Source organism: Methylorubrum podarium, from assembly GCF_022179745.1.
GTDB lineage: Bacteria > Pseudomonadota > Alphaproteobacteria > Rhizobiales > Beijerinckiaceae > Methylobacterium > Methylobacterium podarium.
The window spans coordinates 1-2,625 of sequence record NZ_BPRD01000489.1 but is presented as its reverse complement, the minus strand read 5'-3'; the positions used below and the strand labels follow the sequence as shown (position 1 = coordinate 2,625).

Genomic DNA, 2,625 nt, shown 5'->3' with positions numbered 1-2,625 from the left:
CGCACCGCGCCGGACGCGTCGATCCCGACGGCGTAGGTGATCTTCTCGTGCTTGCCGAGCACGGCATCGACGATGAACCACCCGCCGGTCGAGACCCGCCAGACGCGTCCGGCATTGAACGGTTCGTCGACGCCGGATCGCTCGCGCATCGCCTCCAGGACGGCCTCGGGCACGGCGACGGCGACCTTCTGGAACGAGGCGCCGGGAAACAGGGCGGCCTGGGCCTGGGCAACGGTGAGGTACTCCGTGGCCTGCGCCTCGGGGGCGGCGAGGACGACGAGCGGAGCGGCGGCGAAGGCTTCCCAGCGCATGGCGGCGATCTCCTCAGAAGGGCATGCCGAACTTGAGCATGACCTCGTCGCGCGCATGCTCGTCGCCGTAGATCCGGCCGTGCCACATCACGTCGGCCTGATCGCGGTTGTAGGCGAGGGTCATCGGCAATTGGTGCCGCCACGCCGCCGTCACCCACCAGCCCTTGGTGGCGTAGTGCACGTTCGGCCCGAGGAAGAAGGCGGAATGGTCGGGCGAGCGCCAGAGGATGCCGGCGAACTCGTTGTGCACCCGCCCCTCGATGCCGAGGAACCAGTTGTCGGCCACCCGGTAGGAGGCGCCCAGCGTGACGTCGAGCGGCGACTCGCGGTTGGTGGTCCGGTCGGAGTAGCGCTCGTTCTCGTGCCGTCCCATCAGGTTGGCGGCCACCACGAGCTTGTCGTCGAGGAAGTTCTTCTGGACGATGATCCGCCATTCGAGCTCCCATTCCCGCGGGCCGAATTCCGGTTCGAGGTAGAGCGCGAGGCCGATCGGGTCGGTGTAGGGGTTCAGGATCTGGTAGATGACCTCCACCGAGGCCGAATCGAACCGGGCGCCGCTCAGCCGGTTGTAGGGGTTGAAGTTCGGCCCCTCGAACATCGACACGCCGGGTCCGCCGGTGGTGCCGTCGATGCCGTTGCGGAAGGCGTTGCGGTAGCTCCAGTTCAGGTAGCCGGCCACCTGAAGGTTCGGCGTGACGCCGAGCTCCAGCTCCTCGCTGTTCTGGAGATACGCGTACTGGCCGCGCGACTGGCTCCGCTGCAGGAACGAGCGGTGCTCGTACTCGAACGTGCCCGGCGGATGGATGTCGGCGGTGTAGATCCAGCCGAAGAACGCCTCGCCCGCCTCCGCCGTCGAGATGACGCCGAGCATCGCGTCGCAGCAGACGAACAGCAGCGCCAGGATCAGCGTGTGGATCAGGAGGGGTCGCAATCCGCCGATGACGGGCAGCGTCCAGGCGCGCGACTGCGGACGACGAGGACGGCACGCGCCCCCGCACGGAACAATACCAATCGTCATCATGATCAGCCCGGCATAACGAGTTGCATGCCGCCCAATGGGACTGGCTTATCTTGATTTTTTATCAGGCCATCGAGCTTGAGCATTGATTATCGAGAGGCGCATCAATGTCAACACGCCACAACGTCTGATATATAAAAATAATCCTCCGCACAGATCTGGTATTTTTCAAACAAAGCTCAAGAATGAGAATTATTATAAGTCACACAGGCCGAGCAACTTCAAGGGTGGCGACGCCCGATCCCCGTGAGTGAGGCGGCACGCGGTCGGACCGGATCATGGGCGAGAGCACCGGGCGCCCCTCCTCGGGTGCGTTCTGTCGGCGCGCGCCCCACATAAGGGCGCGTGACCGTCGAAGCCCTGTCCTCCTCCATGCCGCCCGCCACTCTGCCGCCGCGCTTCTCCGCGTGGTTCGCCGCCCGCGGCTGGTCGCCCCGCCCGCATCAGCTCGAACTGCTCGCGACCGTCCGGGCCGGGCGCTCGGCGCTGCTCGTCGCGCCGACCGGCGCGGGCAAGACGCTGGCGGGCTTCCTGCCGAGCCTGGTCGAGCTGAGCGAGAGAGAGGGCGATGGGAAGGGAAAGGCGCGCGGCCTCCACACCCTCTACGTCTCGCCGCTCAAGGCACTCGCCGTCGACATCGCCCGCAACCTCGAAGCGCCGATCGAGGGCATGGGGCTTGCCGTCACGGTCGAGACCCGCACCGGCGACACGCCCGCGCACAAACGCGCCCGCCAGATCCAGCGCCCGCCGGACATCCTGCTCACCACGCCCGAGCAGCTCTCATTGCTCCTCGCCCATCGCGAGGCCGAGACGTTCTTCGCCGGCCTGCGCACGATCGTGCTCGACGAATTGCACGCACTCGTCACCTCGAAGCGCGGCGATCTCCTCTCGCTGGCGCTGGCCCGGGTGCGGCGGCTGGCGCCCGAGGCCCGCGCCATCGGCCTCTCGGCCACGGTGCGCGAGCCGGACGCGTTGAGGAAGTACCTCGTCTCACAAAACCCTCCCCCCTCTGCGCGGGAGGGGGGAGGGACGTCGGCGGCTCCCATGGCCGATCTCGTGGTGGTGAAGGGCGGCGCCAAGCCCGACCTGCACATGCTCGATATCGGCCGCACGCTGCCGCTCTCCGGCCACACCGCCCGGCACGCCATGCCGGCGATCTACGACCTGATCCGGGTGCACCGCACGGTGCTCGTCTTCGTCAACACCCGGCTCCAGGCCGAGTACACCTTCCAGGAGCTGTGGCGGCTCAACGACGACACCCTGCCCATCGCCCTCCACCACGGCTCCCTCGACGCC

General features: G+C 67.4%; 2 protein-coding genes and 1 pseudogene. 1 reads left to right on the top strand and 2 read right to left on the bottom strand.

The annotated features are described in order from the left end of the window. Window positions 1–311: pseudogene (locus MFF42_RS21625) on the bottom strand (hypothetical protein); the annotation flags it as partial. Between the two features lie 13 nt (window positions 312–324). Then, a complete protein-coding gene (locus MFF42_RS21620; RefSeq protein ID WP_238257642.1) occupies window positions 325–1,242 on the bottom strand; it encodes a DUF6662 family protein in 918 nt (305 codons plus the stop codon). A 459-nt stretch (window positions 1,243–1,701) separates the two neighbouring features. Here MFF42_RS21620 and MFF42_RS21615 point away from each other — a divergent pair. Beyond that, the coding region (locus tag MFF42_RS21615) for a DEAD/DEAH box helicase (RefSeq protein ID WP_238257644.1) at window positions 1,702–2,625 on the top strand (924 nt) is incomplete at its 3' end.